This is a genomic window from Pseudoalteromonas sp. A25 (assembly GCF_009176705.1).
Lineage (GTDB): Bacteria > Pseudomonadota > Gammaproteobacteria > Enterobacterales > Alteromonadaceae > Pseudoalteromonas.
Genome location: NZ_AP021846.1, coordinates 1171095 through 1188778, shown reverse-complemented (window position 1 = coordinate 1188778; position 17684 = coordinate 1171095). Strand labels below are relative to the sequence as shown.

Sequence of the window (17684 nt, the reverse complement as noted above, 5' to 3'; positions counted from 1 at the left end):
ATAGCAAAGCCGCACAAATCAATCCAGCTAAAAATCACTATCAAGGGGGCAATGCCCGTTACCCTTTTTGTTTCTTTACTTGTTCCCAAGCACTATCCATCTGCTCAAGCGTAGCATTTTCCAAACTCAAACCTTGCTGACGAAGAGTCTCATCTACTTTTGCAAAACGACGCACAAATTTATCACTGGCTAATCGTAATATTTGTTCTGGGTCATGTTTTGCGTGGCGTGCAACATTCACCGTAGCAAACAGTAAATCACCGAGTTCTTCAGCGCTATGTGCTGAACCTGGGTTCTCAGCCAAGGCCTCACTTACTTCTTGCACTTCTTCGACTACCTTATCAAGCGCACCTCGGTAATCTGGCCAATCAAACCCCAAACCCGCCGCACGCTTTTGAATTTTATGTGCTCTCGATAAAGCTGGTAACATGCTAGGAATGTCACTCCACAGCTCCCTATCGTTGTCTGCGTGTGAAGCCTTCTCTTGTGCTCTTTCCTGTGCTTTGATGGCTTGCCACTGTATTTCGAGTTGCTCATCGGTCAATTTCGTTTTTGCTTCAAACACATGCGGATGACGCCGTACTAATTTTTCATTTAACCCAGCGACCACATCGTTGAAGTCAAAAACACCTTGCTCTTTAGCCAGTTGGGCATAAAACACCACTTGAAACAGCAAGTCTCCCAACTCACTTTTAAGTGCATTCATGTCGCCTTTCTCAATCGTATCTGCAACCTCATATGCTTCTTCTATCGTATGAGGTACGATGGATTTAAACGTTTGTTGTTTGTCCCATTCACACCCTTTTTCGGGATCTCTTAGTGTTGCCATAATCGACAACAGTTTTGTAAGGTGCTCACCCATAATAGTAAATACTCACTATCAATGTTGCCTTTTCGCATCAAACACACCTTCAATTTGGTGTAATTTAGTTAATAAGCGGTTCATAGCCGATAAATCCGACACTTCTATTTTCATCTCAAAAATCGCAACTGCACGCTCATCATTAGTTTGCACATTCATGTTAAGCACATTCACTTTTTCATTCGCTAGTACCGAACTTATATCACGGATCAACCCTTGCCTATCATGGGCTTCAATACGCACAGTTATGGCATACGCTGATTGAATATCTTCAGACCAACTTACCGCTATTTCACGCTCTGGATGAAGCTCGCAAATATGTGCAAATGCATCGCAATCAGTTCTGTGCACTGCAATACCTCGGCCTTGGGTGATGTACCCAACAATTTCATCTCCAGGAACTGGTTGGCAACATTTAGCAACATGGCTCATTAAGCTGCCGACACCATCTACAACGATGCCATTTTTGTCTCCCTTTTGCTTGCGAGGTGTGCCAATTTTAAGTTTAGGCAGCTCTTCAGGCTTATCTTGGACAAAATTTAAAAATTGGTTTAAGCGAATATCACCAGCACCGATGGCCGCCATCAAATCATCTATATGCTTAAAATTAAAACGTTCAATGGCTGGTTCAAGCTGCTTATATGTCAAGTCTAGTTTTGCCAACTGCGTATCTAAGATTTCTTTACCCGCTTGTAAATTCTTATCTCTATCTTGCTGTTTAAACCAGTGATGGATCTTACTGCGCGCGCGTGAGGAATGAATATAGCCCAAAGATGGGTTTAACCAATCGCGGCTTGGCGAGGCATTTTTCTGTGTTAAGATTTCTACTTGATCGCCCGTTGCAAGCTTATAAGTAAATGGCACTATCTTGCCAAACACTTTTGCACCAATACAACGATGGCCGACATTAGAGTGGATATAATAGGCAAAGTCCAACGGCGTCGCACCGAGTGGTAGGTCAAATATATCACCTCTGGGCGTAAACACGTAGACCCTATCCTCAACCACTTGGTTCTTCAGCTCATCAGCTAGATCACTGCCATCAACGACTTCCTCTTGCCACTGCAGAAGTTTTCTCAGCCAACTAATTTTTTGCTCATAGCCTGATCCTCGTCCAGGTAAAGCTCCCTCTTTGTACATCCAATGCGCGGCTACGCCAAGTTCCGCATCTTGATGCATTTCTTCAGTACGTATTTGAATTTCTACCGTTTTACCTTCAGGGCCAAACACAACAGTATGAATTGATTGGTAGCCGTTTTGTTTTGGCGTAGCAACATAGTCATCAAACTCTTTGGGTAAATGCTTCCAGCTGGTGTGTACAATACCCAGCGCCGCATAACAGTCTTGAATTTCATCAACAACAATACGCATCGCTCGGATATCAAAAAGCTGATCAAACTCATAGTTTTTCTGTGACATCTTTTTATAGATACTATAAATATGCTTGGGTCTGCCATAAACGTGCGCATTGATGCCCGCAGCGCTGAGCTTATCGCTTACCAACTTGACCATATTTTCCATGTATGCTTCACGGTCAAGGCGTTTATCAGCCAGTTGTTTGGCGATTGTTTTATACGTTTGTGGGTGCAAATAACGAAATGAAAGGTCTTCAAGCTCCCACTTTAACTGCCCTATCCCCAATCGATTTGCAAGCGGCGCAAAAATATTGGCTGTGGCTTTGGCCGCAATAACGCGCTCGTCTTCATCAGCATCCTTTACCGTCCTCAAATGACAGATCTGCTCAGCCAGTTTAATAACAACTGCACGAACGTCTTCGACCATAGCAAGCAACATGCGGCGTATGTTGTCTATCTGAACATGTCCTTTACCCTGATGTGCTAGCGTACTAATGGTTGCCATTTGTTCAACACCACTTAGTAACATAGCGATATTGTCACCGAGTTCATTTTTTACCTTCTCAGTATCAATTAGGCCTGCAAGAAAGTATGGCGTTAAATATGCCGTTGCTAACGATTCTGCGTCTAAGTTTAAATCGGCAAGGATCTCGACCATTTCAATCGCGTTATTGAGCATCGCGGCTTCGGGCTCCGCTGGGCATAAACCATGCGCTTGCTTAAGGCGTGTCATTTTTTCATCTGACAGTGCAAGCAATGAAAGTCGCGCTGAAAAATCAGCGGGAAGCTGTTGTTGATGCGATTGGCGAGTTGCAACCATTCCTGTTACCTCCTTTGGAACAACGCCATAGTTTCAATATGCCCTGTATGCGGAAACATATTCATTAGCCCTATTTTGTCTAATTCAAAACCGGCTTCAATCAACAATGCGCTATCACGTGCCAGTGTCACTGGATCGCACGACACGTATAAAACTTTTTTAAACTGCGTTAATGGCAATTGCTTGAGTATTTCATATGCCCCTGTTCGAGACGGATCAAGTAGCAATACATTCAGAGACGTCTCAAACCAGTTTGCTTTCGCTAACGGCTGAGTTAAATCAAAGCAATAAAATCGCGCATTGTTAAGTTGATTAGTGTGCGCATTTTGCTTGGCCATTGCAACCGATGACTGTGACCCCTCAACACCAATTACTTCATTTGCTTGTTTTGCCATCAATAATGAGAAATTACCTATCCCGCAAAATAAGTCGAGCACCTTATCTTTTGTAGATAATTCAAGCCAGTTTAGTGCTTGTAACAACATACCTTCATTAACTGCGCGATTTACTTGCACAAAGTTATCAAGCTTAAATTCAAAATTTAGCTTAGCAACCTGATAACTAGGTAGTTGAGGATAAGCCACTTTATCAGAGCCATCATCCCACAAGAGCTGGTAACCTAGCAGTGTTTCGGCAAGCTCTTCTTTAAAACTTTGGGTTATTTTTTTGGTGTGTCTAAATAACACATATTGACCGTTATCAGCGTCACACAACTGGATATGGCTTATGCACGAATAAGCTTTGTGTCTATTCAGTATGTCTCTAAGGTGAGTAAATATGTTAGCAAATGGCGACGTTAATACATCACACCGCTTTATTTCTATGATCTGCTTACTTTTTGCCCCTCTAAAGCCCAACTTTAATTGTTGCGACGCTGTATCAAAAATACAGGCTATGCGAGCCGCTCTGCGATAATGAGTTGGCTCACTTTCAATAGGCAATTGCCAAGGCAGGTCGGTTACTTTGCAAAATTTGTTAAATAACGCATCTAATGCCTTGTGCTTATGACTTAGCTGGTGCTGGTGTTCTAAATGCTGTAACTGACACCCACCACAACGTGCATAGTCTTGACAAAATGCTGTCGTTCTTTGCTCGCTTGGCGTGATGACTTTAACTGTTTTAGCTATGATGAGTTTAGCCTTTTCTTGCTGTATTTGTGCTTTAACGTGTTCATTAGCCAATGCCCCATCAACAAAGCACACTTTGCCTTGATACTTTGCAACACCTCGGCCTTGGTGATCTATCGACTCAATGGTCAGCTCTAAATTTTTACCCTTTGATGATGGTGCTTTAGCTTTAAAAAACTGCGCCATACTCTACCCCTTAAACATTGCTAATCAGCGCCTAACTAGATAATCTATTGACAAATAAAATGACTCTGCGCACTTGCCCTACATGACAAAACTTAGCCTTCGAGACAGTATTCTTGCACTTACAATCATTCCTACAGTGCTAATCGGCTTAATACTTGGTGGGTATTTTACCGTAAATCGTTATGTTGAGCTTGAAGAAATTCTCTATCAACAAGGCAGTAGTATCTCAGAACCATTAGCAATTGCCGCTGAGCAAGCCGTTTTGCAACAAGACCGCGCAGCTTTACACCGAATTATTAGCACAGCACATAATAAACATGCCCCATTGGTAAAAAGTATTGCGTTATTTGATCAAGATAACCAATTGCTTCTTACTAGCAATTATCACGAACAGTTCGAGCAATTGTATTTTTTTGGTGACGTATCACAGCTACATAAAACCGAATTGGTTAAATTAAACGACTCTTTTGTATTTTTCACGCCGATTAAGCACTACTCAAAACAATTAGACAGGTGGCATACCACCCATCCAAAAACACTTGCAGTATTAGCGATTGAAGTCAGTCAAAACCAAGCGCTTATTTCTCAACAACACGCGCTGATCTGGAGTTGCGGTATTATTTTATTCGCATTACTGCTAGCCGGCTTTTTGTCTTTTCGGATCAGTAAAATGTTTACTGTGCCACTTTCTCAGCTACTGCTGGCTACCGACAAGTTAGTAGAAGGTAAGCGAGATATTGATATAGAACAGCAAATGATCGGTGAATTTGAACTGCTGCGCCAGGGCCTTAATACCATTAATGAAAAGATGATCGGCCAGCGTGACGAAATGCAAAAGCATATTGACCAAGCAACGAGTGACTACAAAGAGACACTTGAACAATACGAAACGCAAAATATTCAGCTCAACATTGCAAAACGAGAAGCTCAAGATGCAAACCGAGTTAAATCTGATTTCTTGGCCAAAATGAGTCACGAACTGAGAACACCACTCAATGGGGTGATAGGCTTTACCCGACAACTATACAAAACCCCACTAAATAAGCACCAAAAAGACTATCTTGATACCATCGAGTTATCAGCCAATAGCCTACTGACCATCATAAGCGACATTCTTGATTTCTCGAAACTAGAAGCCGGAGCAATGGATTTGGAAAATATCCAGTTTCAGCTCAGAGACGCCATCAATGAAGTAATGACGTTACTTGCGCCTAGTGCTCATGACAAAAATCTAGAGCTGTCGATTGCCATTAATCGTCAAGTGCCAGACAATTTGGTCGGTGATCCAACTCGATTCAAACAAATATTGATAAACCTAGTCAGCAATGCGATAAAATTCACCGAAAGAGGTTCAGTTAAAGTAGATGTATCCTATCGCTTATTAGATGACTCTCATGCCTCTTTATTAGTTTCAGTGAGTGATACCGGAGTGGGGATCGCCATGGACAAACAAGATGCACTGTTTATTCCTTTTGCCCAAGCAGACTCAAGTATTACACGTAAATTTGGTGGGACAGGACTTGGCCTTATCATCACCAAACACATTGTTGAAGCGATGAAAGGCCGTATTACGCTCAACTCAGCCCCTGGCAATGGTACCTGCTTCACCTTTAATGCAGTTTTTGAACTACCCAACCGCATATATAACGATGATCTGCCAAATAGCTCATTGGCGAACAAACGTATTCTTTACTTTGAGCCTCAAGCTCACACCCATGCTGCCGTCACCTCTTTGCTTGAAGAGTGGGATATGCAGATCACCTCCTGTGAAGATGAACAAGCTTTCTTTGAAGCACTAGAAAAAGGGTTTAGCTTTGACATCTGCTTGATTGGTAATATGGCAAGCGTTGAACATATGCAGCTAGTAAAAAGCTATATTTCAAAGGTACGAGGCGCTGCAGATTATTTATACCTGATGTTAAATACAATCTCGCACAATATGAGAGAATCTTTGATTGGCAGTGGTGCAGATGCCTGCCTAAGTAAACCCCTCAATCATCGAAAGCTATGTGAAGTGCTCGCAGCTCCCTATCGCTTAGATCATCCAAGTATCGCAATGGAAGAAAGTGACACCCAAATATTGCCAATGAAGGTACTTATTGCCGACGACAATGATGCCAACTTAAAGCTACTCTCAACCTTGTTAGAAGAGCAAGTAGAAGCCATTGACACGGCGCACAATGGTGCGCAGGCAGTAGGATTATGTAAAACGCATAAATACGATTTAATATTTATGGATATCCAAATGCCAATCATGGATGGGATCACAGCATGTAAAACCATCTTAGAGTCCTCTTTAAATGAAGACACCCCTATCATAGCAGTTACAGCACACGCCTTAGCAGGTGAAAAAGAGCAGCTGTTAAAAGATGGTTTTAAAGGCTACCTCACTAAACCAATTGATGAGGACATGCTCAGACAAACTATTTGTGATCACAGTACCAGCGCGCCAAAGAGTAAGCAAAAAACAAAAGCACCCCACGAACATAGCACCGCCCCGTTTGAAAGCCCGCTTTTAGATTGGCAGTTAGCATTACAACATGCTGGGGGAAAACCAGACTTGGCATTAGAGATGCTTAATATGCTACTTGATGGGCTGGAAGACTTGCTCAATACACTTGAACAAGCATATGAGCAAAAAGACGCTCAGGCCTTGCTAAGTGTTATTCATAAATTTCATGGCGCATGTTGCTATACCGGCGTTCCAAAGCTAAAAAGCTTAGCCGAAATGATAGAAACTTCATTAAAGCAAAACAATCCTATTAGTGAGTTTGAACCAGAATTATTAGAGCTGATTGATGAACTATCAAACCTACAGCAAGATGCTAGTAACAAAGCCAGTTAAGATGAGCTACCTTTATATGCCTTTAAAACACGACAGTTAGCTCGGTATTAGTCTTGTCATAACAAGTACAATAATTTGTGCCGATACTATTTGCTATCCACATAGAGCTATCCGTCCATATAAAGCGACTTGAAATGGTCAAAAACTCAATAGCGCCTATTCAAAACAAGACATATTTACTGCTTTTTATACATCTCTAATCTATATTTATTTAAGACAATACAATTATTTGGTATGTGAGGTGCACTTGAACGAGCCATTGCCTTCCATGTCGCTTGTTAAAAGGCTAACACGATTAAACTTGTCGGTTATGGCAAGCAGTATGTTATTGGTGTTTACCCTTACCACAATACTGTTATGGCTTGTTGTCAGGGATCGCCAAGCCGAAACGGCAGAAATCAATCTCGCCCAACTCGCTCATAATGTTGTGCCCATGCTCGTTTTTAATGATGTAGATACCGCAAATAAAGAACTGTCATTAGTTGGTAACCGAAAAGAAGTTTTGTTTATTTCACTACGAAAAACAAACAGCGAAGTATTTAGCGAATACGCTGAGCCGAGCTTTGTACCGTCAACAGAACTATACAAGCCTATGAGCAATCAACCACAACGCGTATACGACGGCGTTAGAATGCGTCTTTACTACCCTGTTGCAATCAAAGGAAAAATCGAAGGTGATTTAATCATGGTTCTCGATTTGACCGGCATGTTGTATTGGTTTTTACGCCTAATATTGATGCTGGCTTTGTTAATAACTCTACTTTTCAGCGTTTCTGCCCTTATGCTTTCGCGTGTCCAACGAAGAGCTTTAACCCCCTTGTTATCGCTGTCTAATCTGGCGCAACGAGTATCAAAAGAGCATAACTTTCAATTACGCGCCACTGTTATTCGTGATGATGAAATCGGCATATTAACGCGAAGCTTTAATGAACTCCTCAAACGTGTTGATATCTCTCAATCAGAGCTCAGACAACAACTAGAGCAAGAACAACAGCAAGGCCAGCAACTCAAGCAAATGGTCCGCACAGACCCTTTAACAAAATTACCAAACAGAGTCGCTCTTAACCAGAAACTCAAAGAAATTACTATTGAAAATAGCTACTCAGATACGCTGAGCTGCCTGATGTTTATAGACTTAGATAACTTCAAATATGTAAATGATAACTTTGGTCATGACGCTGGTGACGATACGCTTATAGTAGTGGGACAGCGTATCAGCGCGATTATTCGCAGTGACGACTTGCTATGTAGACTCGGTGGCGACGAGTTTGCTTTATTACTGCCAAATATTGAATGCACAGAAAACGCAGAAAAACTAGCGGCAAGGATAGTCAACAGTATAAACCACCCTATTGTTATCAAAGATACGATTATGCCTATTGGAATAAGTATCGGTTTAGCATACACCCCCACTGATGCGAGCTCCCCCATGGATTTACTTAATTGTGCTGATGATGCCATGTATGCGGCAAAGCGTGCTGGGAAAAACAACTTTCAGGTGTACAGCAAATAGGTGTCCTTATGAAGCTAAAATACCTTTTGGTGATTTTGAGTATCATTTTATCAAGCAATAAACTTGCTCATAGTGCGTCTTTACCTGACTTGGAAGAACTACTAAATCAGCAGCTCAATCAACTTCCAACCAATACACAAATTTCTGCAGCATCTCGCATTGAGCGTTCTAGCAGCGATAGTATGGCCATCACTCACATTATTTCAGATCAAGATATTAAACTATTCAATCTAAAGTCTCTTGCAGATATCTTGACACTTTTCGTTGGTGTAACAACTAAAGATGACAGTGCGTTCACCTACCTCAGTGCCAGAGGCATAGGTCGCCCGGGAGACTTTAACTCAAGATTTTTATTTTTACTTGATGGCACAAGAATGAATGAAAACTTGCTGGATGCAGGGCTTTTAGGTCATGAAAACTTTATTGATGTTGGCCTAATTGAACGCGTTGAGTATAGTCCCGGCGCATCGGCTGCTTTATACGGCAATAATGCACTACTTGGCGTGATAAACATTGTCACCAAAACCACCAGTAAACTAGGCGATATAAATATTGCGACATCCATAACCAACGATGGTGCAAAACACGCAAGAGTAACAGCTGGGTTTCGCTCATCATCAGGCAGTGATAGTTGGCTGTCAGTAAGTAGAACTCAAGTCGACTCTATCCAATATCCTGTACTAAACGTTGATCCAAGGCTGATCGAATGGCAACACCTCAATGAAGAAAACAGTACTCGCTTAATGTTTAGCCACCAAACTGGTAGTCTTCAATTTCAAGCTGCAGCGTCAAAACGCGACAGAAACTTTCCAGATGGTTTTAGCTTGGCGAGTAAAAATAGCCCAGAAATTGAGACCGCACAAAATGAAGCATACTTTCTTTCATTAACATTCGATGACAAAATTGCAAACGATGTGGAAGCCTATTTCCATATTTCAACTCACGGTAATGACTTCGCAAGAAGTATCCCATTTCTGCTACCGAATGGTGATATCGAGTATGAAAGACCAATTAATTCAGGGCGCTGGAGTAACGTAGACGGCCAACTGGTTTTTTTGGGCTTTGATAATCACGAATTAATGGTTGGTGTTGACTTCCAAAAAGATCACCGGCAAGAGTTCCGCTCTGAGTCTAGCATCCCCAGTGAGTTTAACTTTGATCAAAAGAGTAACGAGTCACGTTATGGATTATATGTTCAAGACCTTTGGCGGCTAAATGATAAACTTAAGTTGCAATCAGCACTGAGGTATGACAACTCCGATTTTAGCAGCGCCAGATGGTCACCTAGCGTAACGTTTAAATATCAGTTTTCTCAACACCATAACCTATTGCTTCGCCACAGCCGAGCTTTTAGAGTGACCAACTTTTTAGAACGCAATGCCAATGCCGTGTTTGAGGCACTAGCACCTAGAAACGAAACCCTGAAGTATCATGAGATCAGCCTAATACAACGGTGGAGCCCTTCTTTCTCTTCTTTTGCCACAATTTATCAGTCAAATATTAAAAACCTCATACACCAAGATTTATTCTATCCTATCTACTTTAATACTCCGCCTATTAAAAGTAGAGGCCTGGAACTTGGTGCCGATAAACGCTGGCACAATGGCATGTCTCTTGTTGCCAACATGGCATTTCAACGTACGAAAGTGAAAGGCGGAGTAGATATTAATAACTCTCCTAAATTTATAGGACAGCTTCGTTTTAGTGCTATGCTTGGCAATTCAAATTTCCTTTTCAGCTTACACTCACATGCAGTTAGCAAACGCGAATCTTTTGGCTATACATTACCCAAATTTTCAACTCATGATGTCAGTATCAATTGGAAAAGCGCAAATAACCTGTCTGTCTCTTTAGGGGTTAGAAACATCAGCAATGAGAAAATTTTAGATATTACTGATGATGGTTTTATTCCTTATATACAACGTCGCCGACAAGTACACTTATCAGTGAGTTGGAGTTGGGATAATGATTAAGGTACTGCTAGGGTTATTTCTGCTTATATTCTGCAGTCAAAATCAAGCTAAAGCGCTTAACGAAAATGAATTAAAGGCTGCATTTTTATATCGCTTCAGTCAATTTAGTAAATGGCCACCGCCACCGCCTGATAAGTTAAGCTTCTGTGTTGTGGGAAATAATGCACTATATCAAGCCGTATCCGCACTATTGCAAGCGCAAGATCAAAGCCGCTCAGAAGCAATAGAGTTACCCAATAATGAACAGGTAAAGCTGTGCGATATCTTATTTTTAAGCCAACAAAATAGACAACAAACACAATATTGGCTCTCTGAATTAGAGCAACAGCCAATTTTAATCGTGGCAGATACCAGCGAAGGATTTCGCCAAGGTGCAATGATTGGCCTAATCGCTGATACCAATAACCTCAGCTTTCGGATCAATCTCACTGATGCTAAACGCCGAGGACTTAACTTTAGCGCCCATCTTTTAAAACTAGCTTCTGAAGTGCGTTAAATACTCACAATCACCTTTAGTTTTATCAACCCATTTGATCTGCGTTAAGTCGCAATAAACAAAAAAAGCGCCAGATTGGCGCTTTTTTCCAGCTCTAAAACATTAGTTTTCTTCTGTTACATTAAGCTGTGGTCGACGCACTTCAGCTTGTGCTTTTAGTGCTTCGATGAACGCGGTGTAATTTTTATTTACCTGCGTCATCGTAATATTCTGCTTTTGTTGTTGGTCAACTTCATCATCAATTTGTGGCGTGTTAACCCCTTTAAGCGCTAACAATGCTGCATCGCCATTGTTGAGTTCAACCATTGCCAACTGTGCTTTGTCTTCACTTGGGTGAGGTAGTTGGAAAGCCTCTTTAACGATTGCCGGAGCAACTGAGTAAGACTGACGGTTTAGCTGTGCTTGCGACTTAACTTCTGTTGAATGTTCAGATGCAATATCTGCCAGAGCTTTACCACCTTGCAATTTAGCAAACTCTTCTTGTGCTCGCTCTTTAACCAAAGCCGATGCCTTATCGTTAATCAATGTCGACTCGATCTGTGCACTAACTTCCTCAAGTGGTTTTGTCGAGGCTGCTTTGTGCTCTTTCACACGAACCACAACAATATGTTCACCTGCAACTTCTAAAACTTCCGAATTCACTCTGTCTTCTAAAACTTCAGGGCTAAAGATCGCTGTTGTTACAGTCGGCGTATTTAAAGGAGCCGGCAATGCACCTCTAGCAACCAACTGTGTTGTTTTTAGCTCAACACCGGCAGCGATAGCTGCATCTTGTAGTGAGTCAGCAACTTCAAACGCTAGCTCCGCAACTTCGGTCTGCTTCTGATAAAACGCATCGATTTTTTCAGCTTTTTCCAATTCAGCACGAAGTTCATCTTTAACTTCATCAAACGCTTTAACTTCCTGACGCTGAATGTCTGTTAGTTTAATAATATGAAAGCCAAACTCTGACGTCACAACGCCCGACATATCACCTACGTTTTCCAAAGCAAAAGCAGCCGCTTCAAACTCTGGATCCATCATGTCACGCTCGATCCAATCCAGATCACCACCTAATTCAGCACTCACTATATCATTTGACTTTTCTTCAGCCAGTTGCGCAAAGTCTGCACCACTTTGCAACTGTGCTAATATAGCCTCAGCAGTTTGTTTTGCATCATTATCGTCTAAGTCACCTTCGATTAGAATGTGTGATACGCGACGCTTTTCAGGCTCAAGATATTGGTTTTTACTTTCTTCATAATATGCCAAAACATCTTGGTCGGTGATCGCCTTGGCAGGTTCAATTTCATCAGCTTTTAACTCTAAATACTCTACAGCGACTAATTCGGGTGACAAAAATTGTCCTTGATTTAGCTGGTAGTAGTCCTTAATTTCTTGCTCAGAAACCTCGACTTGAGCTGTAAAAGCGTCTTTGTTCAACACCACGTAGTCCAAATCACGAGTTTGCTGCTGCAAAGCAATTGCTTGTTTAAGCTCAGTTGGCAAGACGAAATCTGAACCTGCAATCGCTGATACTAACTGTGTACGAGTCATTTCTTCACGTAAATATTCACGAAACGTATCGGGTTGAAAGTTCATTTGACGAATAAGCTGCAAGTAACGATCATTATTAAATTGACCGCCAATTTGAAAATAAGACATTTCTAAAATTGCGTCTTTGACCTGCTCGTCACTCACGCGCAGACCAAGCTCTGCTGCTAGTTGATTTTGCAGCTCTTGTTGTACGAGCCTATCTACTACGCCTTGACGAATACGAGCCATATACGCAGGATCGGCAGATATCTGTGTGAAGTACTCACCAAACTGCTGCTCTAAACGTGCACGTTCATTTTGGTATGCACGGGAAAACTCTGTCTGGCTGATTTTAACACCATTGACTTCTGCGACAGGTTGCTCAGTGGTTTGACCTAGGTAACCACCAATCCCTGCTAAAGCAAAAGACAAGATGACAGCACCAAGTATTATTTTGGCTGCGGGGCCCTGAGAGCCCTCTCTGATCTTTTCAAGCATTTGTTCTTCTCTTATCTAAGCCAAAGCACCACTGCACTTTGAATTTATAGCTAATGTAAAAAAAGCGTATCTTATCAGATACGCTTTTTTTCTTGAAGCTGTACACGGCTTTTGTAAAGCAAAAGTTGTGAAGCTACGTAAAGCCGCGCTTATTAATCCTATTTGGATTAGTTTACAGCGTCTTTTAATGCTTTACCCGCTTTGAAAGAAGGGATGTTAGCAGCAGCAATCTGAATTGTTTCACCTGTTTGTGGGTTACGGCCTGAACGTGCAGCACGCTCACGTACTGAGAAAGTACCAAAACCAACAAGCGCTACTGAGTCACCTTCTTTTAGCGCACCAGTTACTGACTCGATGAATGAATCTAGAGCACGACCAGCAGCCGCTTTAGAAATATCAGCATCAGCTGCGATTTGATCGATTAATTGAGATTTATTCACAATATCATCCTCTTACATTGTTATTATCAAAAACAGTACGCATAAAAACCAACACCGTTTTTGTTGTTCATTTAGAGACATCACAGCGACTCTCTAATTCGGAAATCTTTATCAAGCCTAGGCTATATAAGGGCTAGGCTCAAAACCAGTGCTTAAGTTAACATACCTTTTGGATTTGAAAAGCCCTTTCATACACTTTTTTAAAGTTTTTCGTCATTTTTGCTGTTTTCAACAGCAAAACTCTCCAAAGGATTAGCTAAAGCAAGCGATAACACCTCATCAATCCATGTGACTGGGTGAATATCTAGCCCATCAAGCACATTCTGAGGTATCTCTTTTAAGTCTCTTTCGTTTATTTTTGGTATGACAACCGTTTTTATCCCACCACGATGTGCAGCAAGTAACTTCTCTTTTAAACCGCCAATTGGAAGTACCTCACCACGCAGTGTAATTTCACCCGTCATAGCAACATCGGAACGCACTGGGTTACCTGTTAGACTCGATACCAAACAAGTCACCATCGCAATACCTGCACTTGGCCCATCTTTTGGCGTCGCGCCTTCAGGCACATGGACATGAATGTCACGCTTTTCATAAAAGTCACTATTGATGCGAAGCTTGTCAGCTCTATTTCTAACAACCGTCATTGCTGCTTGAATAGATTCTTGCATCACATCGCCCAGCGAGCCTGTATAGGTCAACTTACCTTTACCCGGCACTGCCGCACACTCAATGGTGAGTAAGTCACCGCCAACCTCTGTCCAAGCAAGCCCCGTTACCTGACCGATACGGTCGCCATCTTCGGCCTTACCGTAGTCAAAGCGCTGCACACCTAAATAGGTTTCCAAATTGTCTTGGTTGATTACAACTTGCTTTATTTCTTTATCTAACAATATATTTTTCACAGCTTTGCGACACAATTTAGAAATTTCACGCTCTAAATTACGTACACCCGCTTCTCGGGTGTAATACCGAATAATGCCAATGATCGCACTGTCTTCGATAACCACTTCAGAATCTTTTAAGCCATTGCGCTTGATTTGTTTCGGTATAAGGTGCTGTTTAGAAATATTTAACTTTTCATCTTCGGTATAACCTGACAGGCGGATCACTTCCATACGATCCAATAAAGGGCCCGGAATATTGAAGCTGTTAGATGTAGCAACAAACATCACGTCAGATAAATCGTAGTCCACTTCCAAATAATGGTCTGCAAACGTACTGTTTTGCTCAGGATCTAGTACTTCAAGTAATGCAGAAGCCGGATCACCACGCATATCTGAAGACATCTTATCAATTTCATCTAGCAAGAATAACGGGTTTTTAACCCCTACTTTACTCATGCTTTGAATTAATTTACCAGGCATTGAACCAATATAGGTGCGTCTATGACCACGTATTTCAGCTTCATCGCGCACTCCACCGAGCGCCATACGAACATACTTTCGACCCGTAGAGCGGGCAATAGACTGTCCCAGACTTGTTTTACCAACACCCGGTGGGCCAACTAGACATAAAATAGGCCCTTTTAACTTATTAGTGCGTTGTTGAACGGCTAGATACTCAATAATGCGGTCTTTTACTTTTTCTAGGCCGTAATGGTCCGCATCTAAAATTTTCTGGGCTCCCGCCAAGTCTTTTTTCACTTTAGAGCGCTTTTTCCAAGGCACACCAATCATCGTATCGATATAAGAGCGTACGACTGTTGCCTCAGCAGACATTGGAGACATCATTTTTAGTTTGTTCAGCTCCGCTAACGCCTTTTCTTCTGCTTCTTTTGGCATCTGAGCTTCACTGATACGTTTTTTCAACGCTTCAAACTCATCTGGTACGTCATCCAACTCGCCAAGCTCTTTTTGAATAGCTTTCATTTGCTCATTCAAATAGTACTCGCGTTGCGACTTTTCCATTTGCTTTTTAACGCGAGAACGAATTTTCTTCTCAACTTGCAGTAAGTCTATTTCTCCTTCCATCAATGCCATTAAGTACTCAAGACGCTCAGTAACGCTATCAAGCTCTAATACTTTTTGCTTTTCAGGTACTTTTATTGGCATGTGAGCTGCCATGGTATCAGCTAAGCGAGAAGCTTCATCGATACCAGACACTGAGGTTAATACCTCAGGCGGTATTTTTTTATTCAGTTTCACATAGCCTTCAAATTGGCTAACAGCACTGCGAATAAAAATATCCTGCTCTTGCTCTTCAATATCTTGCGACTCTAAAAACTGCGCTTGAGCTAAAAAGTAATCATCCGTCACCAAGAACTCTTCTATCTTAGCGCGCTGAGTACCTTCAACTAAAACTTTAACCGTACCGTCTGGGAGTTTAAGTAACTGTAAAACGGTCGCAATAGTGCCAACTTCATATATTTCTTCGGTTTTAGGGTCATCAACAGTGGCATCTTTTTGTGCGACTAAAAAGATTTGCTTATCATTTTCCATCGCCGCTTCTAGGCATTTTATCGATTTTTCTCGACCAACAAAAAGCGGGATCACCATATGTGGATACACGACGACATCGCGTAGCGCCAACACTGGAATTTCAACTCGATCCGTTCTCTCAAGCGTCATTTTATTCTCTTCACACTTCGTTAATTTTTATTAATACCAATCTATATGGGGATAGTGGTTATAAAGTTCAACTCATTGATAAAAAAAGGAGCCATTGGCTCCTTTTTACATGATTAGCAAGCTTACTCAGAAACTGCTTTATCCTGAGGGCTATTTTCGTAAATTAGAATGGGATCCGATTCACCTTTAATCACGGTCTCATCCACAACGACTTTGCTTACGTTTTCAATTGATGGCAGCTCATACATGGTGTCTAGCAACACGCCTTCAACAATTGAGCGCAAACCACGGGCACCGGTTTTTCGCTCCATCGCTTTATGCGCAATCGCCTTCAATGCATCTTCTCTAAACTCAAGCTCAACTTCTTCCATTTTAAATAAAGCAGCAAACTGTTTTGTTAATGCATTTTTGGGTTCATTCAAGATTTGGATTAGTGCATCTTCATCCAATTCTGTAAGCGTTGCTACCACTGGCAAGCGACCAATAAATTCTGGAATTAAACCATATTTTACTAAGTCTTCTGGCTCAACGTCTTTAAAGGTTTCACTTAATGAGCGAGTAGAATCAGACGATTTAACATTAGCACCAAAACCGATGCCTGTGTTTTTATGGCTGCGTTGCTCTATCACTTTATCTAAGCCAGCAAATGCACCGCCGCAGATAAACAAGATTTTTGAGGTATCGACCTGTAAAAACTCTTGCTGTGGATGCTTACGACCACCTTGAGGTGGTACAGATGCAACAGTTCCTTCGATGAGTTTCAGCAGTGCTTGCTGAACCCCTTCACCAGAAACATCCCGAGTGATCGATGGGTTGTCTGACTTGCGCGAAATCTTGTCTATTTCATCTATGTACACGATACCACGCTGAGCCTTCTCAACGTCGTAGTCGCATTTTTGTAGCAACTTCTGAATGATGTTTTCAACATCTTCACCAACATAACCTGCTTCAGTGAGCGTTGTTGCATCAGCCATAGTAAATGGCACGTCAAGTAGCCTTGCTAGCGTCTCAGCCAGCAATGTCTTACCACTACCAGTCGGGCCTATTAGCAAAATATTACTCTTACTCAGCTCTACGTCGCTTTTCGCGCCCTGACTACGCAATCGCTTGTAATGATTGTATACCGCTACAGACAACACCTTTTTGGCATGTTCCTGGCCGATAACATAATCATCTAGATGATTTCTAATTTCTTTTGGAACTGGGAGCTTGTCACCTGCATCGTGCTTGGGTGCAATATCCTTGATCTCTTCCCTAATGATGTCGTTACACAGTTCGACGCATTCATCGCAAATATAAACCGATGGGCCGGCAATTAATTTGCGTACTTCATGCTGGCTCTTACCACAAAAAGAGCAGTACAAGAGTTTATTACTTTTGTCGCCGTCTGTTGGAGTGTCTGACATTCAGCTACCTCTTATTTTCGTTGTTACCGTATGCGGTAACCATATACATTATTCTAACTATACCAAATAAAATTCACT

11 protein-coding genes are annotated in these 17684 nt (G+C 41.7%); 4 read left to right on the top strand and 7 right to left on the bottom strand.

Annotated features, from left to right (window positions below; all coding sequences use genetic code 11):
• Positions 1-58 precede the first annotated feature (58 nt).
• Genes mazG through rlmD form a run of 3 tightly spaced genes read right to left on the bottom strand, consistent with a single transcriptional unit; the run spans position 59 to position 4350 of the window.
• Complete coding sequence (gene mazG / locus GDK41_RS05300; RefSeq protein WP_152085427.1) at positions 59-862, bottom strand: nucleoside triphosphate pyrophosphohydrolase; 804 nt, start codon at positions 860-862, stop codon at positions 59-61.
• Between the two features lie 18 nt (positions 863-880).
• Positions 881-3037, bottom strand: coding sequence for a GTP diphosphokinase (relA, locus tag GDK41_RS05295; protein WP_152085426.1), 2157 nt, complete (start codon positions 3035-3037; stop codon positions 881-883).
• 5 nt (positions 3038-3042) lie between these two features.
• A complete protein-coding gene (gene rlmD, locus GDK41_RS05290; RefSeq protein ID WP_152085425.1) occupies positions 3043-4350 on the bottom strand; it encodes a 23S rRNA (uracil(1939)-C(5))-methyltransferase RlmD in 1308 nt (435 codons plus the stop codon).
• Positions 4351-4432: 82 nt separating this feature from the next.
• On the opposite strand from rlmD, the gene barA reads away from it, so the two are divergent.
• From barA to GDK41_RS05270, 4 genes are all read left to right on the top strand, one after another.
• The gene (barA, locus tag GDK41_RS05285) at positions 4433-7195 is read left to right on the top strand and encodes a two-component sensor histidine kinase BarA (RefSeq protein ID WP_152085424.1); all 2763 of its coding nucleotides are present in this window, start codon (positions 4433-4435) and stop codon (positions 7193-7195) included.
• A gap of 268 nt (positions 7196-7463) precedes the next feature.
• Entirely contained in the window at positions 7464-8708 is a 1245-nt protein-coding gene (locus GDK41_RS05280; protein ID WP_232056528.1) for a sensor domain-containing diguanylate cyclase, read from the top strand.
• Between the two features lie 8 nt (positions 8709-8716).
• On the top strand, positions 8717-10681 hold the full coding sequence (locus GDK41_RS05275; RefSeq protein WP_152085422.1) for a TonB-dependent receptor plug domain-containing protein: 1965 nt from the start codon (positions 8717-8719) through the stop codon (positions 10679-10681).
• On the top strand, positions 10674-11177 hold the full coding sequence (locus GDK41_RS05270; RefSeq protein ID WP_152085421.1) for a YfiR family protein: 504 nt from the start codon (positions 10674-10676) through the stop codon (positions 11175-11177). The genes GDK41_RS05275 and GDK41_RS05270 overlap by 8 nt, the downstream gene beginning before the upstream one ends.
• Before the next feature lie 102 nt (positions 11178-11279).
• On the opposite strand, the gene ppiD is transcribed toward GDK41_RS05270, so the two are convergent.
• The 4 genes from ppiD to clpX all read right to left on the bottom strand — a co-directional run bounded on the left by ppiD (position 11280) and on the right by clpX (position 17606).
• On the bottom strand, positions 11280-13190 hold the full coding sequence (ppiD, locus tag GDK41_RS05265) for a peptidylprolyl isomerase (protein ID WP_152085420.1): 1911 nt from the start codon (positions 13188-13190) through the stop codon (positions 11280-11282).
• 167 nt (positions 13191-13357) lie between these two features.
• A complete protein-coding gene (gene hupB, locus GDK41_RS05260; RefSeq protein ID WP_125253533.1) occupies positions 13358-13630 on the bottom strand; it encodes a nucleoid-associated protein HU-beta in 273 nt (90 codons plus the stop codon).
• Positions 13631-13830: 200 nt separating this feature from the next.
• Positions 13831-16200 (bottom strand): endopeptidase La, encoded by a 2370-nt coding sequence (gene lon, locus GDK41_RS05255; protein WP_152085419.1) that lies wholly within the window; start codon positions 16198-16200, stop codon positions 13831-13833.
• Between the two features lie 122 nt (positions 16201-16322).
• Positions 16323-17606, bottom strand: a complete 1284-nt coding sequence (gene clpX, locus GDK41_RS05250; RefSeq protein ID WP_152085418.1) for an ATP-dependent protease ATP-binding subunit ClpX — start codon at positions 17604-17606, stop codon at positions 16323-16325.
• Between the last annotated feature and the right edge of the window lie 78 nt (positions 17607-17684).

What these genes read in the sequence shown, in the direction of transcription:
- mazG (WP_152085427.1), bottom strand. Translation starts at nt 862, where the DNA reads ATGGGTGAGCACCTTACAAAACTGTTGTCGATTATGGCAACACTAAGA.
- relA (WP_152085426.1), bottom strand. Translation starts at nt 3,037, where the DNA reads ATGGTTGCAACTCGCCAATCGCATCAACAACAGCTTCCCGCTGATTTT.
- rlmD (WP_152085425.1), bottom strand. Translation starts at nt 4,350, where the DNA reads ATGGCGCAGTTTTTTAAAGCTAAAGCACCATCATCAAAGGGTAAAAAT.
- barA (WP_152085424.1), top strand. Translation starts at nt 4,433, where the DNA reads ATGACAAAACTTAGCCTTCGAGACAGTATTCTTGCACTTACAATCATT.
- GDK41_RS05280 (WP_232056528.1), top strand. Translation starts at nt 7,464, where the DNA reads ATGTCGCTTGTTAAAAGGCTAACACGATTAAACTTGTCGGTTATGGCA.
- GDK41_RS05275 (WP_152085422.1), top strand. Translation starts at nt 8,717, where the DNA reads ATGAAGCTAAAATACCTTTTGGTGATTTTGAGTATCATTTTATCAAGC.
- GDK41_RS05270 (WP_152085421.1), top strand. Translation starts at nt 10,674, where the DNA reads ATGATTAAGGTACTGCTAGGGTTATTTCTGCTTATATTCTGCAGTCAA.
- ppiD (WP_152085420.1), bottom strand. Translation starts at nt 13,190, where the DNA reads ATGCTTGAAAAGATCAGAGAGGGCTCTCAGGGCCCCGCAGCCAAAATA.
- lon (WP_152085419.1), bottom strand. Translation starts at nt 16,200, where the DNA reads ATGACGCTTGAGAGAACGGATCGAGTTGAAATTCCAGTGTTGGCGCTA.
- clpX (WP_152085418.1), bottom strand. Translation starts at nt 17,606, where the DNA reads ATGTCAGACACTCCAACAGACGGCGACAAAAGTAATAAACTCTTGTAC.